Source organism: Brevundimonas vesicularis, assembly GCF_032067225.1.
Classification (GTDB): Bacteria; Pseudomonadota; Alphaproteobacteria; order Caulobacterales; family Caulobacteraceae; genus Brevundimonas; species Brevundimonas vesicularis_F.
In genome coordinates, this window is record NZ_DAMBJX010000050.1 from 1 (window position 1) to 21,219 (window position 21,219).

24 protein-coding genes are annotated in these 21,219 nt (G+C 65.5%); 20 read left to right on the forward strand and 4 right to left on the reverse strand.

Annotated elements, in window-relative coordinates:
* The first annotated feature begins 71 nt into the window (after nucleotides 1–71).
* The 4 genes from RT123_RS12250 to RT123_RS12265 all read left to right on the forward strand — a co-directional run bounded on the left by RT123_RS12250 (nucleotide 72) and on the right by RT123_RS12265 (nucleotide 4,237).
* Complete coding sequence (locus RT123_RS12250; protein WP_091746599.1) at nucleotides 72–932, forward strand: D-amino-acid transaminase; 861 nt, start codon at nucleotides 72–74, stop codon at nucleotides 930–932.
* A gap of 101 nt (nucleotides 933–1,033) precedes the next feature.
* A complete protein-coding gene (gene hfq / locus RT123_RS12255) occupies nucleotides 1,034–1,279 on the forward strand; it encodes an RNA chaperone Hfq (RefSeq protein ID WP_003164861.1) in 246 nt (81 codons plus the stop codon).
* Complete coding sequence (gene hflX / locus RT123_RS12260) at nucleotides 1,280–2,593, forward strand: GTPase HflX (RefSeq protein ID WP_313009404.1); 1,314 nt, start codon at nucleotides 1,280–1,282, stop codon at nucleotides 2,591–2,593.
* Nucleotides 2,594–2,599: 6 nt separating this feature from the next.
* A complete protein-coding gene (locus RT123_RS12265; protein ID WP_313009406.1) occupies nucleotides 2,600–4,237 on the forward strand; it encodes a Na+/H+ antiporter in 1,638 nt (545 codons plus the stop codon).
* 3 nt (nucleotides 4,238–4,240) lie between these two features.
* On the opposite strand, the gene RT123_RS12270 is transcribed toward RT123_RS12265, so the two are convergent.
* From RT123_RS12270 to RT123_RS12280, 3 genes are read right to left on the reverse strand one after another with little or no spacing between them, the layout of a single operon-like run.
* A complete protein-coding gene (locus RT123_RS12270; RefSeq protein ID WP_313009407.1) occupies nucleotides 4,241–4,897 on the reverse strand; it encodes an HAD-IA family hydrolase in 657 nt (218 codons plus the stop codon).
* A 10-nt stretch (nucleotides 4,898–4,907) separates the two neighbouring features.
* Nucleotides 4,908–5,702, reverse strand: a complete 795-nt coding sequence (gene mazG, locus RT123_RS12275; RefSeq protein WP_313009408.1) for a nucleoside triphosphate pyrophosphohydrolase — start codon at nucleotides 5,700–5,702, stop codon at nucleotides 4,908–4,910.
* A complete protein-coding gene (locus tag RT123_RS12280) occupies nucleotides 5,699–7,060 on the reverse strand; it encodes an MFS transporter (RefSeq protein ID WP_313009409.1) in 1,362 nt (453 codons plus the stop codon). Before RT123_RS12280 ends, mazG begins: the two co-directional genes overlap by 4 nt.
* Before the next feature lie 246 nt (nucleotides 7,061–7,306).
* Here RT123_RS12280 and RT123_RS12285 point away from each other — a divergent pair, with 246 nt between their 5' ends.
* The 4 genes from RT123_RS12285 to ygiD all read left to right on the forward strand — a co-directional run bounded on the left by RT123_RS12285 (nucleotide 7,307) and on the right by ygiD (nucleotide 9,921).
* Nucleotides 7,307–8,023: a D-alanyl-D-alanine carboxypeptidase family protein gene (locus tag RT123_RS12285; protein ID WP_313009411.1), complete on the forward strand. Its 717-nt coding sequence runs from the start codon at nucleotides 7,307–7,309 to the stop codon at nucleotides 8,021–8,023.
* Nucleotides 7,999–8,457, forward strand: coding sequence for a hypothetical protein (locus RT123_RS12290; RefSeq protein WP_313009412.1), 459 nt, complete (start codon nucleotides 7,999–8,001; stop codon nucleotides 8,455–8,457). Before RT123_RS12285 ends, RT123_RS12290 begins: the two co-directional genes overlap by 25 nt.
* Before the next feature lie 98 nt (nucleotides 8,458–8,555).
* Nucleotides 8,556–9,158 carry an NAD(P)H:quinone oxidoreductase gene (gene wrbA / locus RT123_RS12295; protein ID WP_313009414.1) on the forward strand — a complete coding sequence of 201 codons (603 nt, stop codon included), beginning with the start codon at nucleotides 8,556–8,558 and terminating at the stop codon, nucleotides 9,156–9,158.
* A 4-nt stretch (nucleotides 9,159–9,162) separates the two neighbouring features.
* Nucleotides 9,163–9,921 (forward strand): 4,5-DOPA dioxygenase extradiol, encoded by a 759-nt coding sequence (ygiD, locus tag RT123_RS12300; RefSeq protein ID WP_313009415.1) that lies wholly within the window; start codon nucleotides 9,163–9,165, stop codon nucleotides 9,919–9,921.
* Here the strand turns inward: ygiD and RT123_RS12305 are convergent, their stop codons facing one another.
* Nucleotides 9,922–11,475 (reverse strand): AMP-binding protein, encoded by a 1,554-nt coding sequence (locus RT123_RS12305; RefSeq protein WP_313009416.1) that lies wholly within the window; start codon nucleotides 11,473–11,475, stop codon nucleotides 9,922–9,924.
* Between the two features lie 183 nt (nucleotides 11,476–11,658).
* Here RT123_RS12305 and lipA point away from each other — a divergent pair, with 183 nt between their 5' ends.
* The 12 genes from lipA to RT123_RS12365 all read left to right on the forward strand — a co-directional run.
* Entirely contained in the window at nucleotides 11,659–12,621 is a 963-nt protein-coding gene (gene lipA, locus RT123_RS12310; protein ID WP_313009417.1) for a lipoyl synthase, read from the forward strand.
* Between the two features lie 7 nt (nucleotides 12,622–12,628).
* Nucleotides 12,629–13,081: a type II toxin-antitoxin system RatA family toxin gene (locus RT123_RS12315; RefSeq protein WP_307511452.1), complete on the forward strand. Its 453-nt coding sequence runs from the start codon at nucleotides 12,629–12,631 to the stop codon at nucleotides 13,079–13,081.
* Entirely contained in the window at nucleotides 13,078–14,193 is a 1,116-nt protein-coding gene (locus tag RT123_RS12320) for an NAD(P)/FAD-dependent oxidoreductase (RefSeq protein WP_313009418.1), read from the forward strand. The genes RT123_RS12315 and RT123_RS12320 overlap by 4 nt, the downstream gene beginning before the upstream one ends.
* Complete coding sequence (locus tag RT123_RS12325; protein WP_066551418.1) at nucleotides 14,190–14,741, forward strand: sugar O-acetyltransferase; 552 nt, start codon at nucleotides 14,190–14,192, stop codon at nucleotides 14,739–14,741. Before RT123_RS12320 ends, RT123_RS12325 begins: the two co-directional genes overlap by 4 nt.
* A gap of 133 nt (nucleotides 14,742–14,874) precedes the next feature.
* Nucleotides 14,875–15,057 (forward strand): 50S ribosomal protein L32, encoded by a 183-nt coding sequence (rpmF, locus tag RT123_RS12330; RefSeq protein WP_026108365.1) that lies wholly within the window; start codon nucleotides 14,875–14,877, stop codon nucleotides 15,055–15,057.
* A gap of 109 nt (nucleotides 15,058–15,166) precedes the next feature.
* A complete protein-coding gene (locus tag RT123_RS12335; protein ID WP_313009419.1) occupies nucleotides 15,167–15,787 on the forward strand; it encodes a hypothetical protein in 621 nt (206 codons plus the stop codon).
* A gap of 89 nt (nucleotides 15,788–15,876) precedes the next feature.
* Nucleotides 15,877–17,154, forward strand: a complete 1,278-nt coding sequence (gene eno / locus RT123_RS12340) for a phosphopyruvate hydratase (RefSeq protein WP_039243670.1) — start codon at nucleotides 15,877–15,879, stop codon at nucleotides 17,152–17,154.
* 138 nt (nucleotides 17,155–17,292) lie between these two features.
* Nucleotides 17,293–17,592, forward strand: a complete 300-nt coding sequence (locus tag RT123_RS12345; RefSeq protein ID WP_017504845.1) for an FtsB family cell division protein — start codon at nucleotides 17,293–17,295, stop codon at nucleotides 17,590–17,592.
* 134 nt (nucleotides 17,593–17,726) lie between these two features.
* Nucleotides 17,727–18,755, forward strand: a complete 1,029-nt coding sequence (gene pdhA / locus RT123_RS12350; protein ID WP_039243674.1) for a pyruvate dehydrogenase (acetyl-transferring) E1 component subunit alpha — start codon at nucleotides 17,727–17,729, stop codon at nucleotides 18,753–18,755.
* Nucleotides 18,756–18,758: 3 nt separating this feature from the next.
* Nucleotides 18,759–20,138, forward strand: a complete 1,380-nt coding sequence (locus RT123_RS12355) for a pyruvate dehydrogenase complex E1 component subunit beta (protein ID WP_313009420.1) — start codon at nucleotides 18,759–18,761, stop codon at nucleotides 20,136–20,138.
* A complete protein-coding gene (locus tag RT123_RS12360) occupies nucleotides 20,135–20,452 on the forward strand; it encodes a DUF5076 domain-containing protein (protein WP_091746652.1) in 318 nt (105 codons plus the stop codon). Before RT123_RS12355 ends, RT123_RS12360 begins: the two co-directional genes overlap by 4 nt.
* Nucleotides 20,452–21,219: biotin/lipoyl-containing protein (locus RT123_RS12365; protein WP_313009421.1), on the forward strand; the 768-nt coding region annotated here is incomplete at its 3' end. The genes RT123_RS12360 and RT123_RS12365, both read left to right, overlap by 1 nt.

The following is a 21,219-nucleotide window of genomic DNA, read 5'->3' on the forward strand; positions in this document are numbered from 1 at the left end:
GCCCTGCATAGAAAGCTGAAGTCGCTGGGCGTCTCGCCTGCACGCGGCGGCGATGAAGAAGAGCCGGCCTGATGTCACGCGTCGCCTATGTGAATGGCGCGTATAGCGCGCATGGCGAGGCCGTGGTCCATATCGAGGATCGCGGTTTCCAGTTTGCAGACGGCGTCTATGAGGTCTGGTCGGTCTTCGACGGGCGGCTGGCTGATTTCGAAGGTCACATGAGCCGCCTTCACCGCAGTCTGAGCGAACTCAAGATCGACATTCCGATGAGCGCCGGCGCCTTGGGCGTCGTTCTGCGAGAGACCGTGCGGCGCAATCGTGTGCGCAACGGCATGGTCTATCTGCAGGTCACACGCGGCACGGCGCCGCGCGATCATGGCTTTCCGACCGATATCGCGCCCAGCGTGGTCGTGACCGCCAAGTCGATCGATCCGGCGCGAAATCAGCGTCTGGCGCAGAACGGCGCGGCCGGCGTCACCCAACCCGATATTCGCTGGGGCCGTTGCGACATCAAGACGGTCGGCCTGCTGCCGAATGTGCTGGCCAAACAGGCGGCGCGCGAGCGCGGAGCCTACGAGTGCCTGATGTACGATGACATGGGTCTGATCACCGAAGGCGCATCGACCAATGCGTGGATCGTGGATGAGGACGGCAGGCTGAGAACGCGGGACATCCAGGCCAATATCCTGCGGGGTGTCACGCGAGCAGCCGTCTTCGAGCTCGCCGCCGCCGAGGGTGTCGAACTGGAAGAACGCGCCTTCTCGGTCGATGAAGCGAAACGCGCACGCGAAGTGTTCGTCACCGCCGCCAGCGCCTTCATCATGCCGTTGGTTTCGCTGGACGGCGTGAAGATCGGCGACGGCCAGCCCGGCCCCGTCGCGACCCGCCTGCGAGAACTCTATCTTGAACAGGCGCGTCGAGGGGCCATTTAGGGCGTTGCCCGAGCGGCCGGGCGGCGGTTAAGGTCACGGTCGGCTGCATCGGCCCCGCCGCTCCCACGGCGACAAACAACGAAGAACAGGAAAAACCTGCCATGTCGCAAGACAAACGTCAGAACCTTCAGGACACCTTCCTCAACTCGGTCCGCAAGACCAAAACGCCGCTGACCATCTTCCTGGTCAACGGAGTCAAGTTGCAGGGCATCGTGACCTGGTTCGACAACTTCTGTGTCCTGCTGCGCCGCGATGGCCAGTCCCAGCTGGTGTACAAGCACGCCATCTCAACCATTATGCCGTCCGCGCCCGTGCAGCTGTACGAGCCCGACGCCGAAGAAGACTGATTGACCCAAAAACTGATCGACCACACCGTCCCGCTAATCCGGGCGGTCGTCATTCACCCCGACCGACGCTCGGACAGTCCCCGGCTGGCGAGCGAACGGCTTGAGGAGGCGGCGGGCCTCGCCCGCGCGCTGGACCTCGACGTGCGCGCCGAAGAGATCGTGCGGCTGCGCATCACCACGCCTGCGACCCTTTTCGGCACGGGCAAGGTCGAGGAATTGGCCGCGCTCGTGCGCGCCGCAGACGCCGAGGCCGCCGTCATCGACGACGCCCTGACGCCGGTGCAGCAGCGCAATCTGGAAAAGGCGTGGGAGGTGAAGGTCATCGACCGCACCGGCCTGATCCTGGAGATCTTCGGCCGTCGCGCGCGGACCAAGGAGGGGCGGCTTCAGGTCGAACTGGCGCGGCTGGATTATGAGCGGTCGCGTCTGGTGCGGACCTGGACCCACCTCGAGCGGCAACGTGGCGGAACTGGTTCGACCGGTGGGCCCGGCGAAACCCAGATCGAGCTGGACCGGCGTCTGATCGCCGACAGGATCGTCAGGCTGAAGTCCGAGCTGGAGGAGGTGCGACGCACGCGCGGCCTGCACCGCAAGCAGCGTCAGAAGGCGCCGTTCCCGACCATCGCCCTGGTCGGCTACACCAACGCCGGCAAGTCGACGCTTTTCAATCGGCTGACGGGATCGGAGGTCTTCGCCAAGGACCTGCTGTTCGCCACCCTGGACACGACCCAGCGCACCATCCGGTTGCCGCAAGGGCGACCCGCCATCGTGGCGGACACCGTCGGCTTCATCTCCGACCTGCCCCACGAACTGGTCGAGAGTTTCCGCGCCACGCTGGAGGAGGTCGGCGAGGCCGATCTGATCCTGCACGTTCGCGACATCGCCTCGCCAGACAGCGCCGCCCAGGCCAAGGACGTCGAGGCCGTGTTGAAACAGATCGAGACGCCAGAGGGCAAGACGCGCCGGGTGCTGGAAGTCTGGAACAAGATCGACCTGCTGGATGACGAGGCGCGTGAAACCGTGCTGGGTCAGGCCGAACGGTTGGCGAAGGACGGTGAAGCGGTCGCCGTCTCAGCTTGGACGGGCGAGGGGATCGAACCTCTGCGCCAGATCATCGCCGGCCTGATCGACGACGATCCCGAGACTCAGCTGACGCTCGAACCGCATCAGGGCGAGGCCCTGGCGTGGCTGTACGAACATGGGCGGGTCACGGCGCGCGATGCGGACGAGCTTGGCCGTACTCACGTCACGGTCCGGCTGCATCCTGCGGCGCTCGGGCGATTCGAGCGCCTGTATCCCGACCTGACCGACTGAGTTTTCATGCATCTGATCGAAACCGTCCTGCTTCTGCTGTTGGCCGTGGTAGTGTCGGGTTCGATCGCGCGGATCACGCGCATCGCCCTGCCTCTGGTTCAGATCGGGCTGGGCGCCGCCATCGTGCTGATCACGGGCAAGACGGTCGATCTTGAGCCGGACATCTTCTTTCTGCTGTTCCTGCCGCCGCTGCTGTTTCTGGACGGCTGGAGAATTCCCAAGGAAGACCTGTTTCGCGACCGGGCCGTCATCCTCGAGCTGGCGCTGGGGTTGGTGCTGTTCACCGTCGTCGGTCTGGGTTTCCTGATCTGGTGGATGATCCCGGAGATGCCGCTGCCGGTCGCTTTCGCCCTGGCCGCAATCCTGTCGCCGACCGATCCAATCGCGGTTCAGGCGATCGCGGCGAGGGCGCCCATCCCCAAGCGCCTGATGCACATTCTGGAAGGCGAGTCGCTGTTGAACGATGCGACGGGCCTGACCTGCATGCGGATCGCGGTCGCCGCCGCGACGACTGGCGCGTTTTCGATCGGCCATGCGGTCGGGACGTTCGCCTGGCTGGCTCTGGTCGGGGTCGCCGTCGGCGTTCTGATCACCATGGCCATCAGCTACGCCAAGAGCTTCGTCAGCCGACGGTGGGGCGAGGACGTGGGCGCGCAGATTCTGGTCAGCCTGCTGATTCCGTTCGCCGCCTATCTGGTGGCGGAAGAATTGCACGCGTCCGGTATTTTGGCGGCGGTTGCGGCCGGGGTGACGATGAGTTTCACCGAGCGCGGAGGCATCGCCGGCCAGTCGATGGCGATGACGCGGATCCGGCGCAGCGTCGTGTGGGACACGGTCCAGTTCGTCGCCAACGGCATCATCTTCGTGATCTTGGGCGAACAGATGCCCTCGATCATGTCGCGCGCGGCCGAGGTGGTGGCGGGCACCAGCCGGCCCGAGGTCTGGTGGCTGGCGGTCTATGTGTTCGGCATCGTCGCCACCCTGGCGGCGTTGCGGTTCGTCTGGGTTTGGACCTCGCTGAAGCTGACCCTGTTTCGCCGCCGCCATCGCGGTCCGCCGGCCAAGGTCGGTCTGCGGCTGACCATGGTGATGTCTCTGGCGGGCGTGCGGGGGGCGATCACTCTGGCGGGTATTCTGACCCTGCCGTTCGCCTTGGGCGACGGATCGCCGATGCCGTCGCGGAACCTCGCGATCTTCCTGGCGGCGGGGGTGATTGTGGTGTCGCTGGTGCTGGCGACCTTCGCCTTGCCTAGACTCCTGAAGAACGTCGAACTGCCGCCGGAGCCCTCGCATGAGCAGGAAGAGGATCGTGGCCGGGTCGCCGCCGCCTCCGCCGCCATCCGCGCCATCGAGGACGCCTCGCACGCCATGGCGGAGGGCAAGTCCAACCCTGACCTCTATTCCGACATCGCTGGCCGGATCATGGAGACCTATCGCCAGCGGATCGAGACCCATACCCGCACGGACGAGGAAGACGCCGCCCTGACGCGCAAGATGGACGACATCGAGCGGCGTCTGTGGCTTGCAGGGCTGGCCGCCGAGCGCGAAGAGTTACGTCGCTTGCTGAGAGCGCGTCAGCTGGACGAGGTGACGGCCAAGAAACTGTTCCGTGACGTCGATCTTCAGGAACTGCGCTACCTCTGACGCTCAGCGATCCATGAAGGCGGAGACGGCCGCATAGCTGTCGGCGATGTGGTGTGCGCCGCGCGCCGTCAGGCGTTCGGCATGGCCGTGGCGGACATGGCCGCCCGCCGTCAGCCCCACGACCGTCATACCGGCCGCGACGCCGGCGGTGACGCCCGCCTCGCTGTCTTCGATCACCAGGGTGCGAATCGGATCAACGCCCATGGCGTCGGCGGCATGCAGGAAGATGTCGGGGTGGGGCTTGCCGCGCTCGACCACCAGGCCGGTGAAGACCGCGCCGTCGAAATGGTCCGTCAGGCCGAACAGGTCTAGGCCGACGCCGATCCAGTCGGGGCCGCTGGACGAGGCGATGCAGCGAGGCTCGGTCCGGGCGGCGACGAAGTCCAGCAGACCGGGCACGGGCTCAAGCTGGTGCGGCGCGCGCTGGCGACAGGTCGCAAACCATGTGGTGTGGAAGTCGTCAGGGCAGGCGCGACCCAAGGCCGCCTCGACGACCGGCCGATTGTCTCGCCAGCGCTTGCCCGTATAGGCGGCCAAGACGTCGTCGAGCGAGGTCGGCAGGCCGATGGCGGTCAGTTGCTCTGCCATGACGGTGCTGTTCAGCACCTCGCTGTCGGCGACCACGCCGTCGTAGTCGAAGATGATAAGGTCGTAGGTCACGCGGGATCGCTCAGGCTTGAGGCGCGGCCTTTTCCGCGACCTTTGCGGCGTCCCAGAGGCGGTCCATCTCGGCCAGGTCCGATTGGTCGGGCGTGCGGCCTTCCTTCGCGAGCTCCGCCTCGATGAAGCCGAAGCGACGCACGAACTTGGCGTTTGCGGCGCGCAGGGCGTCTTCGGGCTCGACGTCCAGCTTGCGCGCCAGGTTGGCGACGACGAACAAAAGATCCCCCAGCTCTTCGCGCGCCTTGGCCTTGTCGCCGGCGGCGATCTCGACGCGCAACTCCTCGACCTCTTCGGCCAGCTTGTCGAACACCTCGTCGGTGGAAGGCCAGTCGAAGCCCGCTCGGCCGGCGCGCTTGGTCAGTTTGGCGGCGCGGGTCAGGGCGGGAAGGCCGACCGGCACATCGTCCAGAACACCGGGCTTCTTGCGGTCCTTGCGCTCGGCGGCCTTGATGGCTTCCCAGGCGATGGTCTGTTCCTTCGAGGAGCGCTGCGCCTCGTCACCGAAAACGTGCGGGTGGCGGCGCTCCAGCTTGTCGGCGATGGCCGTGACCACGTCGTCGAAGGCGAACAGCCCTTGTTCCTCGGCCATGCGGGCGTGGAAGACGACCTGGAACAGCAGGTCGCCCAGTTCGCCCTTCAGCTCGACCAGATCGTTGCGCTCGATGGCGTCGGCGACCTCATAGGCCTCCTCGATCGTGTAGGGGGCGATGGTGGCGAAGGTCTGCTCCACGTCCCAGGCGCAGCCGCCGTCGGGATCGCGCAACCGTTCCATGACGCCGAGCAGGCGGTCGATCGGTCTCAACGGCGGGCTCCGTCGCGGGCTTCCAGGGCGAGGCGGATTTCATCGTGCCGCTTCGGCGTCAGGGGATAGCCCTTCAGCACCCAGGCGGCGGCGGCCAGCAACAGGCCGGGGACCAGAATGAACAGGATCTGGAGCGTCAGCAGGGAAAAGTCGCTGTTGCCTGTCGGGCCCGGCACCGCCTTGAAGCCCACAACCTGCAGGATCAAATAGGGGATGAGCGCGACCACGTGGCCGATCTTGGTCGTCGCGGACAGGATGGAGAACATCAATCCGGTGCGATCCACACCCGTGTCCAGTCGCACCTCGTCGCCCGCGTCCGCCATCATGGCGCGCAACAGGAACAGGCCGGCCGCATAGGGCAGGCCGGCGATGAACATGGCGCCTGCCGTCAACATGAAGTTGCCGCCGGGGACCAGGGTGGCGGCGATGTAGAGGGCCGCGAAGATCAGACTGGCGACGGCCAGGGCCTTGTCCTTGCCGATGCGCGTGGCCAGCCAGGCCCAAATGGGCGCGCCGCATAGACCGGCGATGAAATAGAACAACATGAACAGACCGGCCTGGCTGTGGTCGTAACCCTTGATCTGTCCGAAGAAGAAAAACAGCAGCGAACCCGTGATGCCCGGCGCGACGCCCAGCAACAGGTCGGCGATCAAGAGCTTCCGGACCGTGGGCATCTTCAGCAGGGCCAGATAGGCGCCGGCGCCGCCATGCGGCTGGTCGCCTGCGTTGACGGGTTCGGGGACGGCGACCATGGCCAGGCCGATGGTGACGGGCAGGGCGAACAGAATGGCCCAGCCCATGATGCGCACGCCGTCGGCATATTTCCCGATGCCCGTCTGAACCACCACAGTCGGCAGCACCAGAATCAGGATCACGCCGATGATGTTGAACACCTGCCACCAGCCGTAGACGCGGCTGCGCTGGTCATACTGCGGCGCAAGCACGGCGGCCCAGCCGAGTTGGCCCAGGGTGCCGATCGAAAAGCCGAGATAGAGGACCAGCAGCCAGCCGAAGAGATAGGCCGGCCCGGCGCCGGGCTGGACCACGACGAACATCATAAAAGCCGACAGCATCAGGATCGGCGTCGAGATCGCCATCCACGGGCGATAGCGACCGAACCGCGTCTTGGTCTTGTCCATGCCCCAGCCGATGAAGGGGTCGAAGACGATGTCGATCAGGCGCACGGCCATGAAGACGGCCGCCACAACTCCCAGCTCCAAACCCACATGGGTGGCGTAGAACTCGGGCAGGGTGACGGGCAGGGCGACCCCGAAGGCCGCCAGCGGCAGGCACGGGCCGGAAAAGGCCGCGAGCACGGCGTTGGAACGGCGGGGCGCGGTCGGCGCGGCGGTGGACATGCATCGGTCCGAAAGGCGCGGCGCGAGTCGGCCGCGCGCCACCATGCCAGCGATCGGTGACGCATGCACTTGTGAGATCGACCGGCTTGGGGCTTCCTGTGGGCCATGTGGCGAAGCCTTTTTGCGTTCCTGTCCGTTTGCTTCGTTCTGACGTTTGCCGGCGGCGCGCGTGCGGCCGGGCCCTGTCACACCAACGCCGACGGCTGGCAGGCGCAGGGACTGGCGAACGCTGCGTCGGCTTACAGCATGGAATGGGCGCCGTTCGGGGCGGCGGAGTGGGGGTGGCAGGCCTATCTGCCGCTGATCCAGCGCGAACTGCATACGGCCTGCGGGCCCGGCACGCCGATCTTCGCATCGCAACTGGCGGGGTTTCAGCAGACGCACGGCCTGGCGCCGACCGGCCTGTTCGATGCGGCGACATTCCAGGTGTTTCGCGGCCTTTGGCAGGAGCGGCGGCCGTTCGTCATGGCGCGCGTCGCGGGAGCCTGTCCCGAGCCGCCGCCGATCAATCAGCTGGGCTATCTGGTCGCGTCCGAGGAACATGCCGACCGTCTGACACGCCTGCTGCGCCGCGACGTACTGGACGCCTATCGCCGGCTGGTCGCGGCCGCGCGGGCGGAGGTTCCGGAGGTGGGGGGCGATCCCGAACTGCTGCAGATCTTCTCCGGCTTCCGCGATCCCGAGGCGGACGCGGCGCGCTGTGCGCAGCAGGGCAACTGCGATGGGCTGCGCCGCGCCGTCTGCTCGCCGCATCGGACCGGCACGGCGGTCGATCTGTATGTCGGCCAGGCGCCGGGTCTGGGTGTCGATTCCACCACCCCGGCCAGCCGCGAATATATGGCGCGGTCGGCGACCTATCGCTGGCTGGTGACGAACGCTGGGCGTTTCGGCTTTGTGCCCTATGTCTATGAACCGTGGCACTGGGAGTATGTGAAGCCTTGGGATCCTTCGTTCGCGCCCTGACCGTTGCTGAAAAGGGCCTAGCGCGAGAGGCGTTCGGGGCCGCAATCGATCTCGAACCCGTCCGTTTGATCGGTTGGCCGTTCCGCCGCGCCTTCGTTGCTGGACGCTGGTTCGGGCGAGACTGGATCGTGTGGCCGCAAGCGCGGCTCGTCTCAGACTTCGCGGCCGCGCCTGTTCGCATGCAGGGCGTCCTGATCCATGAACTGACGCACGTCTGGCAGGCCCAGCAGGGCGTCAATCTGCTATTCGCAAAGCTGAAGGCTGGTGACACCTCAGCCTCCTACGCCTATTCCGTGGAACCGACCTGCCGGTGGGACGCGTTGAACATCGAGCAGCAGGCGATGGTGATGGAGCACCGTTTCCATTGTCGCCGCGGTCGCCCCACGCCAGGCGACAGGACTTTTTACGACACTGTCTGTCCATTCGAGACGTGATTTGATGTCGAGGACTTGCGGAAGGACCGGCAGCGCGCCAAGTTAGCAACGGTCGTTGTTGCGAATGACGACCCTTGTCATTCAACGGAGCCTCCTCGATGCCGAAAGTCCTCGTCCTCTATCACTCGACCTATGGTCACCTGGAAACCATGGCCGAGGCGGTCGCCGAAGGCGCGCGCGAGGTCGAAGGCGCCGTCGTGGACATCAAGCGCGTGCCGGAAACCGTGCCGGAAGAGCTGGCCAAGGCCTCGCACTACAGGCTGGATCAAAAGGCGCCGATCGCCAAGATCGACGATCTGAAGGACTATGACGCCATCATCATCGGCGCCGGCACCCGCTTCGGTTCGGCCGCGTCGCAGATGCGCGCCTTCCTGGATCAGGCCGGCGGCCTGTGGTTCTCGGGCGCGCTGATCGGCAAGATCGGCGGCGCCTTCACCGCCACTGCGACCCAGCACGGCGGCCAGGAGACGACGTTCCAAGGCTTGCATAACTTCTTCATGCACCACGGCATGCCGGTCGTGGGTTTGCCCTATTCCTTCCAGGGACAGATGACGCTGGACGCCATCCACGGCGGTTCGCCCTATGGCGCATCGACGATCACGGGCGGCGACGGCTCGCGTCAGCCTAGCGACGTCGAGCTGGACGGCGCCCGGTTCCAAGGCAAGCATATCGCCGAGCTGGCCAAGAAGCTGCACGGCTGATCCGATGCGCCAGCCCGCCGTCTTCTTCGGTCACGGTTCGCCTATGAACGCGCTCGGCGGTCCCTACGGGGCGGCCTGGCGCGCGCTGGGCGAAGCGATCGGTAAGCCCAAGGGTGCGGTGATGATCTCCGCCCACTGGGAGACACGCGGGCTGGGCGTCACCGCGCAGGAGAGGCCCGAGACCATCCATGACTTCGGCAACTTTCCGCGCGAACTTCATCAGATGCAGTATCCGGCGCCCGGGTCGCCCGCCTTGGCGGCGCGGGTGTCGGCGCTGACCGGGGCCGTCCAGACGCAAGGGTGGGGCCTGGATCACGGGACTTGGTCGGTGCTGTGCCATGTGTGGCCCGAGGCCGACGTGCCGGTCGTGCAACTGTCGCTGAACCGCGAGCTGACGGCGCGTCAGCATTACGATCTGGCCAAGGCGCTGAAGCCTCTGCGCGATGAAGGGATCGTCATCGCTGGCTCGGGCGACTTCGTCCACAATCTGCGGACCTGGAAACGCGAGGACGGCGCCGAACCCTACGCCTGGGCGACCGGCTTCAACGAGGCGGTGAAGACGGCGTTCGAACGGAGCGACCATGAGGCCCTGATCGATTGGGTGGGTCTGGCCGAGGACGCGCAGCTAAGCGTGCCGACCGACGAGCATTTCCTGCCGGTGCTTTATATCGCCGCCCAGCAGGAGCTGGGCGAGGCGGTCAGCTTCTTCAACGACCGTATCGACGGCGGCTCGATCTCGATGACAGGCGTCCGGATCGGCTGATCAAGCCGCCTTCTCGGCCTCAACCATCTTCTGAATGGACACATAGTCGGTCTTGCCGGTGCCCAGGACGGGCACTTCGGCGACCTTGACGATCTTTTTCGGCACGATCAGTTCGGGCGCGCCATTGGTTCGCGCCCATTCAGCCAGGGGCGCGACCTCGGCCCCGGCATGGTCTGTGACGAGCACCAACTTCTCGCCCTTGCGGCTGTCGGGTATCGACACGACGGCGTGGCGCTGATCTGGCCAGACGGCGCCGGCGATGCCTTCCACGGCGGTCAGGGAAACCATCTCGCCGCCGATCTTGGCGAAGCGCTTGGCGCGGCCCCGGATGGTGACATAGCCTTGGTCATCGACATCGACGATGTCGCCGGTGTCCAGCCAGTCGTCGCCGATCGGATCCCAGGCCAAGGGCTCGGCCGAGGTGACATAGCCGCTCATGACGTTCGGCCCACGCAGCATCAGCCGGCCGCCCGCGTCGATGCCCTCGACCGGCTCCAGCTTCCAGTCGATGCCGGGCAGGACCTGGCCCACGGTGCCGGGCGCGTTGCGGTCAGGATGGTTGACGGCGATGACAGGCGAGGCCTCGGTTGCGCCGTAGCCTTCCAGCAGTTCGACGCCGCCGAACTTGGTGTTGAACAGGGTGCGGGTTTCCTCCCTCACCTTTTCGGCGCCCGCGACGACGAACTTCAGCGTCGAGAAGTCGTTCGGTTCGGCGACGCGGCCGTACTGGTTCAGGAAGGTGTCGGTCGCGAACAGGATCGAGGCGTTCACCTGGGGCAGCAGGTCGGTGATCTGTTTGGCGTGCAGCGGCGACGGATACTGGAAGGCCTTCAACCCTTGCAGCAGCGGCAGGATGACCCCGCCGGTCAGGCCGAAACAATGGAAGGTCGGCAGGGGATTGAACATCACCCATTCCGGCAGCAGGTTGATATGGGCCGCTACCTGCCGCGCATTGGCGACGAGGTTCTTCTGGCTCAGCACCACGCCCTTGGGCGTGCCGAAGCTGCCGGAGGTGAACAGGACGACGCCCGGTGCGTCCGGATCCGTCTTCACGCGGAACCGCTTGGGCGCCGCGCCGGCGGCGAGGCCGTAGAGCTTGTCGGCCAAGCCGATGGTCTTGCGGACATCGTCCAGCCAGACGACCTCGGCCACCGTCTTCAGTTCGACGATCAGGTCGTCCAGCTTGGCCTGATCGATGAAGCGTTTTGCGGTCAGCACCTTCTTGACGCCGGAGGCCTTGATGGCCGCCTTCAGATTGGCTTCGCCGGCGGTGAAGTTCAGCATCACCGGCACGCGGCCGTGGGCGTGCAGACCGAAGAAGGTGACGACGACGCCCATGGACGATGGCAGCAGGATGGCGACCCGCTCGCCCTTGTCGGTCATATTGGCGATCTTGCGTCCCAGCACGAAGGCGGCGCGGATCAGGCCGGTGTAGGTCAGCGGGTGCCTGTCCTGATCCTCCAGGATTTCCTTGTCGCCGAAACGCGACCGCGCATCGATCAGGGCGTCGATCAGGGTCGAGTCGTAAAGCGAGGGATCCAGGGCCTGGCGCAAGCGCGTCTCCTATGGAGGACGCGGGCGGCCCTCTCTGTTGTTCGGGCGACTGTCATTAATGACGCCGCGTCATCTTGAAAAGATGCGTAACGTCGCGTGAGTTCCGATGCGCGATCACGCCTGCGGCAAGTCTGTTACCCGGTGTGCCTTGCCTAAACGGCCTCAAAGTCCGACATACCGGCCATGGTCACCCTGATCGACACCCTTCAGCGCAAGCCGTCCGAGCTGCGCCACCCCGAAAAGCAGAACCGGCCCGAGTCGGTCGTTCTGAAAAAGCCCGACTGGCTGCGGGTCAAAGCGCCGGGCTCTGGTCAATACAACGCCACCAAGGAGATCGTTCGCTCCAAGGGGCTGTTGACGGTCTGTGAAGAGGCGGCCTGCCCGAACATCGGCGAGTGCTGGAGCCAGAAACACGCCACCTTGATGATCATGGGCGACACCTGCACGCGGGCCTGCGCCTTCTGCAACGTCAAGACGGGCTTGCCTCAGCCGCTGGATACGGAAGAGCCGGGCAAGGTGGGCCTGGCCGTCCAGCAGATGGGGCTGAACCACGTCGTCATCACCTCGGTCGATCGCGACGATGTGGCCGACGGCGGCGCGGCCCACTTCGCCGAGGTGGTGCGCCAGATCCGCATCCAGGCGCCGGACACCACCATCGAGATCCTGACGCCCGACTTCCTGAGGAAGGACGGCGCGGCGGCGGTGATGATCGACGCCAAGCCCGACGTCTTCAATCACAACCTCGAGACCGTTCCGCGCCTTTATCTGAAGATCCGGCCGGGCGCGCGCTACTTCCACAGCCTGCGCCTGTTGCAGATGGTCAAGGAGCGCGACCCGAACCAGTTCACCAAGTCCGGCATCATGGTCGGCCTGGGCGAGACCAAGGAAGAGGTCATGCAGGTGATGGACGACATGCGGTCCGCCGGCGTCGACTTCATCACCATCGGCCAGTACCTGCAGCCGACGCGCAAACATGCCGCCATCGATCGGTTCGTGACGCCGGAAGAGTTCAAGGCCTATGAGGCGATCGCCCGGGCCAAGGGCTTCCTGATGGTCTCGTCCAGCCCGCTGACGCGTTCGTCGCACCATGCCGGCGACGATTTCGCCCGGCTGAAGGCGGCGCGCGAGGCGCAGCTGCGCCGCTAAGTCCCGCATGGCCGTCCACCGCGTCACGCGCATTCTTCCCTATGCGCCCGAACAGCTTGCCGATCTGGTCGCCGACGTGCGCGCCTATCCCGACTTCGTGCCGTGGGTGACGTCGATGCGCGTCTGGAACGCGCGCGAGGAAGGCGAGGGCGTCAGCCTGAAGGACGCGGAGGCCAGCGTCGGGTTTTCCTTCCTGAAGGAGCGGTTCTCCACCTGGGTCCGGCATGATCGCAATGCGCCCAAGGTCGAGGTCGGCTTGCTGCGCGGCCCCTTCAAGCACCTGAAGAACCGTTGGGAGTTCTTTCCCCATCCCGACGGCACGCGGCTGGAGTTCATGATCGACTTCGCCTTCAAATCCCGGATGCTGGACATGATGCTATCGGCGAACTTCGACCGGGCGGTGGAAAAGCTGATCGGCTGTTTCGAGGCCGAGGCGAAACGGAGATACGGCGTCCGATGAGTTTCGATTTCGACGCGACCGTCGTGGGCGCCGGGGCTGTGGGCCTGGCCTGCGGACGGGCGCTGTCGAAACGGGGCCTGACGGTGCTGGTGTTGGAGAAGGAAGCCCACATCGGCCAGGGCGTCTCCTCCCGCAATTCCGAGGTCATTCACGGCGGGCTCTATTATCCGACCGGTTCACTGAAAGCCCGCTTCTGCGTCGAGGGACGCCGCGCGCTCTACGACTTCCTGGCCAGCCGCAAGATCAACCATTGGAAATGCGGCAAGCTGGTTGTGGCGACGCAAGAGGCCGAGGTCGAGCGGATCGAGGCCATCTTCGAACAGGCGACGGCGAATGGCGTCGAGGGGCTGGCGCATCTGACCGGCGCCCAGGCGCGGGCGCTGGAGCCGGAGCTGAACGCCCACGCCGCCATCCTGTCGCCCGAGAGCGGCCTGTTCGACAGTCACGGCTATATGCTGGCCCTGCAGGGCGAGATCGAGGATGCGGGCGGATCGGTCGTGGTCTCGGCGCCGTTCGAGGGCGCAGAGGCCCTGACGGGCGGCGGCTTCACGATCCGTGTCGGCGGGGAGGGGGCGATGCAGGTCACGAGCCGCCTTTTGGTCACCGCGCCCGGACTGTCGGCCCAGGCGGTGGCGGCGTTGATCGGAGGCTATCCGCCCGGCGACATTCCCGCCGGACATTTCGGCAAGGGCGTCTATTTCCGTCTGACGGGCAAGGCGCCGTTTGATCGGCTGATCTATCCGCCGCCCATCCCCGGCGCGCTGGGCACCCACTATCGCAAGGATCTGGGTGGTCAGGCCGTGTTCGGGCCCGACCTGGCCTATGTCGAAACCGAGGATTACTCGGTCGATCCTGCCAAGGCCGAAGAGTTCGCCACCTACATTCGCCGCTTTTGGCCGGGATTGCCCGACGGCGCCCTGACGCCGGACTACGCCGGCATCCGGCCCAAACTGCATGGGCCGGGCGAGCCGCAACCGGACTTCCAACTTCATGGGCGCGAGCATCACGGTATCGACGGCCTGATGGCCCTGTTCGGCATCGAGAGCCCCGGCCTGACCAGCTCCCTGGCTATAGGCGAGGCTGTGGCTGACGCTCTGACGGAGGCCGCATGACCGAGCGCGAGAAGATGCTGGCGGGCTTGCCTTACGATCCGGGCGATTCCGATCTGCGCGACGGTCGCGCCCGCGCCGTGGCCCTGACCGTCGCCATCAACGCCGAGCCGGATCGCGACCGGCGCGGCGCCCTGGTCAACGAACTGGTCAATGCTGCCGACGGCAAGGCGATCATCATGCCGGGCTTCTTCTGCGACTACGGCGTCAACATCCACCTGGGCGCGCGGGCCTTTGCGAACGCCAACTGCGTGTTCCTGGACTGCGCCGAGATTCGTATAGGCGACAACTTTCAGGCCGGGCCAGGCGTGCAGCTTCTGACGCCGGAACATCCGTTGGACGCGGTCGCCCGCCGGGGCGAGGAGACGGCGCGGCCGATCGTCATCGGGGACGACGTCTGGATTGGCGGCGGCGCGATCGTTCTGGCGGGCGTCACCATCGGCGATCGGTCGGTGATCGGCGCGGGATCCGTCGTGACAAAGGACGTGCCGTCCGACGTGGTGGTGGTCGGCAATCCTGCGAAGATCGTCCGGCGTCTGACGCCTGCTTAAACGCCTTGAAATCGTCGCGCGGTTCATGCATAAGCCGCGCCTCGCGTGGCGGTCCTGAGGGCCGCCGCTATTGTTTTCGCGCTAGACGGAGCTCGGCTCTGGGCGGCGCCCGACTTAGAAGATTGAGACGGACATGGCCGTTCCGAAGCGCAAAGTATCTCCCTCGCGTCGCAACATGCGCCGCGCCCACGACGCCCTGACCTCGAACGTCTACGTCGAGGACAAGGACACCGGCGAGCTGAAGCGCCCGCACCACATCGACCTGAAGACCGGCACCTATCGCGGTCGTCAGGTCATCACGCCGAAGGAAGACTAGTCTTTCAGGCGATCCCGACTTCGGTCGGATGACGATTTCGACGGCGCGCGGTGACCCGCGCGCCGTTTTCGTGCGTTCAATGCGGTGAAGCTTCCGTTGGAGACGCCGCATGATGATTCGTTTTACCGCCGTCAGCGCCTGCGCGCTGCTGACCCTCGCCGCCTGTAACCGCGCCGAAGAGCGCGTCTCGGAGCCCGCCGCAGCGCCGGTCGCTTCGGCGAACGAGACGCCCGCAACGCCCGCCGTTGATCCGAATGCGTTGACGGCCGAAGGTCTGGGGCCGGTGCGAATCGGCATGACGCGCGCCGAGCTGGTGAAGGTCTGGGGCGAGGACGCCCAACCGAACGCAGCCGGCGGCGCCGAGCCTGAAGTCTGTGACCAATTCCATCCCGCCAAGGCGCCCGCCGATGTGCAGGTGATGATTCAGAACGGCGTGCTGACGCGAATCACCTTGGCGCGCGGTGCGACGACGAAGACCGATCGTGGATTCGGGGTGGGCGATACCGCCATGGCGATCAAGCAAGCCTATGGCGGTGCGGTCTTCGCCCAGCCGCACAAATATCAGGAAGCGCCGGCCGAGGATCTGTTCGTCTGGTCGAAGGGCGGATCGACGACCTATGTCACCGATCCGTCGGCGCGTGGCGTTCGATATGAGATCGGCAGCGACGGCAAGGTGATGATGGTCCACGCTGGCGATCCCTCCATCCAATTGGTCGAAGGCTGTTCCTGACGCCCGGCGACGATGTCGGCATTGGCGTTTGGCGGGGAGGCGGCTAAACGGTCGGACCTCCCTTGCCCCTTGAGCCAAAGAGCCGAGCCATGACCGACATCGCCGACATCGTCGCCCGCCAGATCCTCGACAGCCGGGGCAATCCGACGGTCGAGGTCGATGTCACGCTGGAAGACGGTTCGTTCGGCCGCGCCGCCGTGCCGTCCGGCGCGTCTACGGGCGCGCACGAAGCGGTAGAGCTACGTGATGGCGACAAGGACATGTGGGGCGGCAAGGGCGTCCAGAAGGCGGTCGACGCAGTCAACGGCGAGATCTTCGACGCCCTGTCCGGCATGGACGCCGAGCAACAGCGCCGGATCGACGAGGCGATGATCGAACTGGACGGCACGCCCAACAAGGGCCGTCTGGGCGCCAATGCGATCCTGGGCGTGTCTCTGGCGGTCGCCAAGGCCAGCGCCTTGTCGGCCAATCAGGAACTTTATCGCTATCTGGGCGGCGTCTCGGCCCGCGTCCTGCCGACCCCGATGATGAACATCATCAACGGCGGCGCCCACGCCGACAATCCGATCGACATCCAGGAGTTCATGATCCTGCCCACCGGCGCCGAAACCTTTTCGGACGCTGTACGCATGGGCGCCGAAATCTTCCACGCCCTGAAGAAGCAACTGAAAGACGCCGGGCACAACACCAACGTCGGGGACGAGGGCGGCTTTGCGCCCAATCTGGCCTCGGCCGATGAGGCGCTGAGCTTCATCACCAAGGCGGGCCAGGCGGCGGGCTACCTCGCGGGCGAGGATTTCCACCTGGGCCTCGACGTCGCCTCGACCGAATTCTTCAAGGACGGCAAATACGTCATGGCCGGAGAGGGCAAGACCGTCGATTCCGAAGGCATGGCCGCCTACCTGGTCGATCTGTGCGAACGCTTCCCGATCGTGTCGATTGAGGACGGCATGGCCGAGGATGACTTCGACGGCTGGCGCCTGCTGACCGAGCGCCTGGGCGACCGGGTCCAACTGGTCGGCGACGATCTGTTCGTGACCAATCCGGCGCGTCTGGCCGCCGGTATCGGCGAAGGTTTGGCCAACTCGATCCTGATCAAGGTCAACCAGATCGGCACCCTGTCCGAGACGCTGGACGCCGTCGATATGGCCCACCGCGCAGGCTACACCGCCGTGATGAGCCATCGGTCGGGCGAGACCGAGGACTACACCATCGCCGACCTGGCCGTGGCGACCAATTGCGGGCAGATCAAGACCGGCTCGTTGGCCCGCTCCGACCGGGTGGCGAAGTACAACCAGTTGCTCCGCATCGAGGAAATGCTGGGCGACCAGGGCGTCTATTTCGGCGACGGCATGCTGCTGAAATAAAAAACGGAATTGTCGGCGGAGAATCAGCGTTTTCCGCCGACTATCTTACGGCCAAGCTACATTTCGTTAGGCATTTTCGGGCACGGTTTCTGAACTGTGTTTTCGCGCTCAGAAGGAGCGTCTCAAGTGCCCGAACGGATGAAACCTTACCGCCTGTCCCTCGCCCTGTTGCTGCTTCTGGCCTATCTCGGGGTGCAGGCGCTGACGGGCGAGCGCGGACTGCTGAGCGGATCGTCTCGCGACGCCCTTCTGGGGCAACGCGAGGACCAGCTGGCGCATCTGACCGAGCAGCGCCGCGACCTTGAGACACGGGTGCGCTATCTGCGCACCGACAGTCTGTCTCGCGATCTTCTGGAAGAGCGCGCGCGCGCTGTGCTCGGCTTCTCTGACCCGCGCGACTATGTGATCCGCGTCTCGGCCCCGGCCGCCCAAGGCTAAGCGACCTTCACCACTTGAACTATTGTTACAGGGCGACCCGCACCCCTTTGCGTTACCGGAAGGAAGGCTGCTAAAGCCCCTTTCCGTAACGATAAGAAGGCGTCGGTTCTCGGCGCCTAGCCGGGAGATACCGGATGGCGAAAGCCCCAGCCAAATCCGCTCAGACGACCACGCCTGACAAACTGCCCAACACGCCGACGGCGTCCAAGGAAGACCTTCTGCGCTTCTATCGCGAGATGGTTCTGATCCGCCGCTTCGAAGAGCGTGCGGGCCAGCTCTACGGCATGGGTCTGATTGGCGGCTTCTGCCACCTGTACATCGGCCAGGAGGCCGTGGCGGTCGGCGTTCAGGAGAGCGTCAAACAAGGCCACGACAAGATCATCACCGGCTATCGCGACCACGGCCACATGCTGGCCGCCGGCATGGATCCCAAGGAAGTCATGGCCGAGCTGACCGGCCGTAGCGGCGGTTCGTCCAAGGGCAAGGGCGGATCGATGCACATGTTCGACGTGCCGACCGGATTCTACGGCGGTCACGGCATCGTCGGCGCCCAGGTGGCGCTGGGCACTGGCCTGGCCTTCGCCGGCAAGTATCGCGGCGACGATTCGGTGGCCTTCGTCTATTTCGGCGACGGCGCCTCGAACCAGGGGCAGGTCTACGAGAGCTTCAACATGGCGCAGCTGTGGAAGCTGCCGGCTATCTACATCATCGAGAACAACCAGTACGCCATGGGCACGAGCATCGAACGCTCGTCCTCGACGACCGAACTGTATCAGCGCGGCGCCAGCTTCGGCATTCCGGGCGAGCAGGTCGACGGCATGGACGTGCTGGCCGTGCGCGACGCCACGGCGCGTGCGGTGAAGCGCGCCCGCGAGGGCGGCGGTCCCTTCATTCTGGAAGTGAAGACCTATCGCTATCGCGGTCACTCGATGTCAGACCCGGCCAAATACCGGACCAAGGAAGAGGTCGACGAGGTCAAGAAGACCCGCGACCCGATCGATCACCTGAAGACGCTGCTGTCGGCCGCCAATGCGACCGAGGACGAGCTCAAGGCCATCGACAACGAGATCAAGGCGATCGTCGCCGAAGCTGTTCAATTCGCCCAAGAGAGCCCGGAACCCGATCCGTCCGAGCTCTATACCGACGTCTACGTGGAGGCCTGATCCGTGACCGACATTCTGATGCCGGCGCTGTCCCCCACGATGGAAGAGGGCACGCTGACCAAATGGCATATCAAGGCGGGCGACACCGTGTCGGCCGGCCAAGTGATCGCCGAGATCGAAACCGACAAGGCGACGATGGAAGTCGAGGCCGTGGATGAAGGCGAAGTGCTTGAAATCCTGGTCGCCGAAGGCTCCGAGAACGTGAAGGTCAACACGCCGATCGCGCGTCTGGCCGGCGAAGATGGCGCAGCGGCGCCCGCGCCGAAGGCTGACCCCGCGCAGGGCGAAGCTGAGACGCCCAAGGCTGCGGCCGAAGGCAAGACCGGCGATCCGGAAAAGGCGCCAGCCCAGACCGCGACGCCCAAGGTCGAACTGCGAGACCCGGAAATCCCGACCGACGCCAAACTGGTCAAGACGACCGTGCGCGACGCCCTGCGTGACGCCATGGCCGAAGAGATGCGCCGCGACGATCGCGTCTTCCTGATCGGCGAGGAAGTCGCCCAGTATCAGGGCGCCTACAAGGTCAGCCGCGACCTGCTGCAGGAGTTCGGCGATCAGCGCGTCGTCGATACCCCGATCACCGAGCACGGCTTCGCCGGCCTGGGTGTCGGCGCCGCCATGTCGGGTCTGAAGCCGATCGTCGAGTTCATGACGTTCAACTTCGCCATGCAGGCGATTGACCACATCATCAACTCGGCCGCCAAGACGCTCTATATGTCGGGCGGTCAGATCCGCGCGCCAATCGTGTTCCGCGGCCCGAACGGCGCGGCTTCGCGCGTCGGCGCCCAGCACAGCCAGGACTACTCGGCCTGGTATGCGCAGGTGCCGGGTCTGAAGGTCATCGCGCCGTACGACGCGGCCGACGCCAAGGGCCTGCTGAAAGCCGCCATTCGTGACCCGAACCCGGTCGTCTTCCTCGAACACGAGATGATGTACGGCCTGGAGTTCGACGTGCCGGAGGTCGAGGACTACGTCCTGCCGATCGGCAAGGCCAAGGTCCGTCGCGAAGGCAAGGACGTCACCATCACCGCCCACAGCCGCATGGTCGGCTTCGCGCTACAGGCGGCCGAGAAGCTGGCTGAGGAGGGTATCGAGGCCGAGGTGATCGACCTGCGCACTCTGCGCCCCCTGGATCACGAGACCATCGTCGAGAGCGTCAAGAAGACCAACCGTTTGGTCTCGGCCGAAGAGGGCTGGGGTCCGATGGGCGTCGGCGCCGAGGTCGTGGCCCGCGTCATTGAGCACGCCTTCGATTATCTGGATGCTCCGCCACTGCGCGTGCACCAGGAAGACGTGCCGCTGCCCTATGCCGCCAATCTGGAAGTGCTGTCGCTGCCAGGCGTGGACAAGATCATCGCGGCCGTGAAGCAGGTGATGGCATGACCGAGGCATCGGAGTTCATGCTGACGACGCCAGACAGCGTCGCTGCTGACCCCAAGGCCATCGAAGTCCTTCGGATGTGGTGGTCGAAGGACGAGCCGGTGATGTCCGTCAAACCGGCCTTCAACGATCCCATACAGTTCGGTCGGCTGCTGGCCTATGCGGCTCGACATATGGCGCATGGTTATGCCGTGCGGCATCAACACGATGAAACTGCGGCCTACCACCGCATCCTCGAAGGTCTCAGCGAAGTGGTGAAGGCGAATGACGTCCGCACTGTCGCCGAACCGATCGCGCCAACCGGGGGGAACGCCTGATGACCGACATCCTGATGCCGGCCCTGTCTCCGACGATGGAGGAGGGCGTTCTGGCCAAGTGGCACGTCAACGTCGGGGACGTCGTCTCAGCCGGAGACGTGATCGCCGAGATCGAAACCGACAAGGCGACGATGGAAGTCGAGGCCGTGGATGAAGGCGAGATCACCGACATCCTGGTCGCCGAAGGCACGGAAGGTGTGAAGGTCAACACCCCCATCGCCCGCCTGAAGGATGAGGGCGGCGCAGCCGTATCCAAGCCGGCCGAAAAACCCGCCGCCAAGACCGAAGAGGCTCCGAAGGCAGAGGCCGCTCCCACTGCTGCCGAGGCGCCCAAGGCCGCCACGCCTGCCGATCCGGCGCCCGCCGCGCCGAAGTCGGACAGCGGAGATCGCATCTTCTCGTCGCCGCTCGCTCGACGTATCGCCGCGCAGAACGGCGTCGATCTGAAGTCGATCAAGGGCACCGGTCCCCACGGCCGCATCGTCAAGCGCGACGTCGAGGCCGCTGGCAAGGGTTCGACCCAACCGGCGACCGCCTCTTCGGCGTCGCCCGCCACGACCGCAGCCGAGCCGCGCAAGGCGCAATCTCTGGCGCAGATGGGCATTCCGGACGGCAGCTACGACCTGATCCCGCTGGACGGCATGAAGAAGGCGGTTGCGCGTCGCATGGTCGACAGCGTCCAGAATGTGCCTCACTTCCCGCTGTTCATCGATTGCGAGATCGACCAGCTGATGGCCGTGCGCGCCAAGGTCAACAAGATGCTGGAG

Excerpts from the sequence above, each read along its gene's own strand:
- ygiD (WP_313009415.1), top strand. The coding sequence starts at position 9,163 with ATGCGCCAGCCCGCCGTCTTCTTCGGTCACGGTTCGCCTATGAACGCG.
- RT123_RS12250 (WP_091746599.1), top strand. The coding sequence starts at position 72 with ATGTCACGCGTCGCCTATGTGAATGGCGCGTATAGCGCGCATGGCGAG.
- RT123_RS12280 (WP_313009409.1), bottom strand. The coding sequence starts at position 7,060 with ATGTCCACCGCCGCGCCGACCGCGCCCCGCCGTTCCAACGCCGTGCTC.
- lipA (WP_313009417.1), top strand. The coding sequence starts at position 11,659 with ATGGTCACCCTGATCGACACCCTTCAGCGCAAGCCGTCCGAGCTGCGC.
- pdhA (WP_039243674.1), top strand. The coding sequence starts at position 17,727 with ATGGCGAAAGCCCCAGCCAAATCCGCTCAGACGACCACGCCTGACAAA.
- RT123_RS12315 (WP_307511452.1), top strand. The coding sequence starts at position 12,629 with ATGGCCGTCCACCGCGTCACGCGCATTCTTCCCTATGCGCCCGAACAG.
- rpmF (WP_026108365.1), top strand. The coding sequence starts at position 14,875 with ATGGCCGTTCCGAAGCGCAAAGTATCTCCCTCGCGTCGCAACATGCGC.
- hfq (WP_003164861.1), top strand. The coding sequence starts at position 1,034 with ATGTCGCAAGACAAACGTCAGAACCTTCAGGACACCTTCCTCAACTCG.
- RT123_RS12345 (WP_017504845.1), top strand. The coding sequence starts at position 17,293 with ATGAAACCTTACCGCCTGTCCCTCGCCCTGTTGCTGCTTCTGGCCTAT.
- RT123_RS12360 (WP_091746652.1), top strand. The coding sequence starts at position 20,135 with ATGACCGAGGCATCGGAGTTCATGCTGACGACGCCAGACAGCGTCGCT.
- RT123_RS12285 (WP_313009411.1), top strand. The coding sequence starts at position 7,307 with ATGGAATGGGCGCCGTTCGGGGCGGCGGAGTGGGGGTGGCAGGCCTAT.
- wrbA (WP_313009414.1), top strand. The coding sequence starts at position 8,556 with ATGCCGAAAGTCCTCGTCCTCTATCACTCGACCTATGGTCACCTGGAA.
- RT123_RS12265 (WP_313009406.1), top strand. The coding sequence starts at position 2,600 with ATGCATCTGATCGAAACCGTCCTGCTTCTGCTGTTGGCCGTGGTAGTG.
- eno (WP_039243670.1), top strand. The coding sequence starts at position 15,877 with ATGACCGACATCGCCGACATCGTCGCCCGCCAGATCCTCGACAGCCGG.
- RT123_RS12335 (WP_313009419.1), top strand. The coding sequence starts at position 15,167 with ATGATGATTCGTTTTACCGCCGTCAGCGCCTGCGCGCTGCTGACCCTC.
- RT123_RS12320 (WP_313009418.1), top strand. The coding sequence starts at position 13,078 with ATGAGTTTCGATTTCGACGCGACCGTCGTGGGCGCCGGGGCTGTGGGC.
- RT123_RS12325 (WP_066551418.1), top strand. The coding sequence starts at position 14,190 with ATGACCGAGCGCGAGAAGATGCTGGCGGGCTTGCCTTACGATCCGGGC.